General features: G+C 67.6%; 2 protein-coding genes. One reads left to right on the top strand and one right to left on the bottom strand.

Annotated elements, in window-relative coordinates; translation table 11 throughout:
- Positions 1 to 26: 26 nt before the first annotated feature.
- Entirely contained in the window at positions 27 to 1,256 is a 1,230-nt protein-coding gene (locus MXD59_RS25855; protein WP_248827174.1) for an RNA-guided endonuclease InsQ/TnpB family protein, read from the bottom strand.
- Between MXD59_RS25855 and tnpA the strand changes: the two genes are divergently transcribed.
- A complete protein-coding gene (gene tnpA, locus MXD59_RS25850) occupies positions 1,240 to 1,695 on the top strand; it encodes an IS200/IS605 family transposase (RefSeq protein ID WP_248827173.1) in 456 nt (151 codons plus the stop codon). The genes MXD59_RS25855 and tnpA overlap by 17 nt on opposite strands.
- The last annotated feature ends 68 nt before the right edge of the window (positions 1,696 to 1,763 follow it).

Below are 1,763 nucleotides of genomic sequence, written 5' to 3'. Positions count from 1 at the left end.
CCCTGAAGGGTGGAGATTCCAGCCTGCTACGCCGCTGTGGGCGTGAGCTTCTGGCGGGTTCCCGTTTCGCGGCGCGATGCCGGCACAGGTGCCGGTCTGACTCGCACTCCACGGGCGTGTACGGTCTCCGCCTGTCCGGCGGCGACCCTGCGTCCTTCGGTCTGGATGTTCCGGGCCGCGTTCACATCCCGGTCGTGGACGGTGCCGCAGGCCGGGCACGACCATCCCCGCACGTCCAGCGGCTTCGGGCTGTCCTTCACCCCACAGGCCGAACACACCTGCGACGACGGAAAGAACCTGTCCACCTTCGCGAACGTCCGACCGTACCGGGCGGCCTTGTACTCCAGCATGCCGACGAACTGGGACCAGCCCGCGTCGTGCACCGACCGCGCCAGCCGGGTCCGGCCAAGACCGGTGACACACAGATCCTCGACGTAGACCGCTTGGTTCTCGCGGATGATCGCCGTGGAGAGCTTGTGCTGCCAGTCCCGCCGGGTGTCGGCCACCTGCGCGTGTGCGCGGGCTACCCTGACAACGGCTTTCCTGCGGTTACCGCTGCCCTTCTTCTTACGGCACAGTTCTTTCTGCAACCTGCGCAGCTTGCGGTGCGCGCGGCGCAGGAACGTCGGTGAGGTGACCTTCGTGCCATCCGAGAGGATCGCGAAGTGCGCCAGACCCAGGTCGATGCCCACCTCGGCCTCGACCTCCGCCCACGGCTCGTTCGCCGTCCGCACGACGAACGACGCGAAATACCGTCCCGCCGCATCCCGGATCACGCTCACCGACGATGGTTCGGCGGGCAGGTCCCGCGACCAGCGCACCGCCACATCCCCGATCTTCGGGAGGCGCAGCTTCCGCCCCGCCGTGACCGTGAACCGGGCGTTCTTCGTGAACCTGATCGCCTGCCGGTTGTCCTTCCGTGACCGGAACCGCGGCGGGGAGACCTTCCGGCCTTTCCGCTTCCCCGACAGGGAGGAGAAGAAGTTCCGGTAGGCGGTGTTCAGGTCGGCCAGCGCCTGCTGGAGCACCACGGCGGACACCTCGCCGAGCCATGCCCGCTTTGGGGTCCGCTTCGCCTCGGTGAGGATCCGCCGGGACAACTCCCCGTCGCAGATGTAGGCCAGCCCGGCCACGCGGGCGTCCTGCCGCAGTCTCAGCCCGTCGTTGAACACGACCCGGGCACAGCCGAACGCCCGGGACAACGCCGCCACCTGGCCCGGCGACGGGTCCAAGCGGTAGTTGTACCGAAGCCGCACCCCACCATCGTACACTTGGTCTACGGCTTCCGACCTCGACATTCGCACTGGCAGGCACTGCGTTTTCGTGCTCCACGCCCACTTGGTCTTCGCGACCAAGTACCGGCACCGCGTGTTCGAGGACAGGCACCTGACCCGGCTCGAAGAGATCACGCGAGCGGTGTGCGCAGACTTCGACGTCGAACTGGCCGAATTCACCGGCGAGAGTGAGCACGTCCACCTGCTCGTCAACTTCCCACCGAAGATCGCACTCGCCCGACTGGTCAACAGCCTCAAGGGCGTCTCGTCCCGCAGGATGCGGCAGGAGTTCCCCGAACTCGCCCAGCACTACTGGCGGGCCAACCGGCTCTGGTCCGCGTCGTACTTCACAGGCTCCGTCGGCGGGGCGCCGCTGACCATGCTCCGCCAGTACATCGAGCAGCAGGAACACCCGGCCTAGAACACGCTCAGACCGCGAAGCGGCCTTCCCGAGCGGGCCTTCACCCCCGGCCTGAAGACCGAAGCACT

Source organism: Frankia umida (genome assembly GCF_023242945.1).
GTDB lineage: Bacteria > Actinomycetota > Actinomycetes > Frankiales > Frankiaceae > Frankia > Frankia umida.
This window is presented reverse-complemented; position numbering and strand designations above follow the sequence as displayed.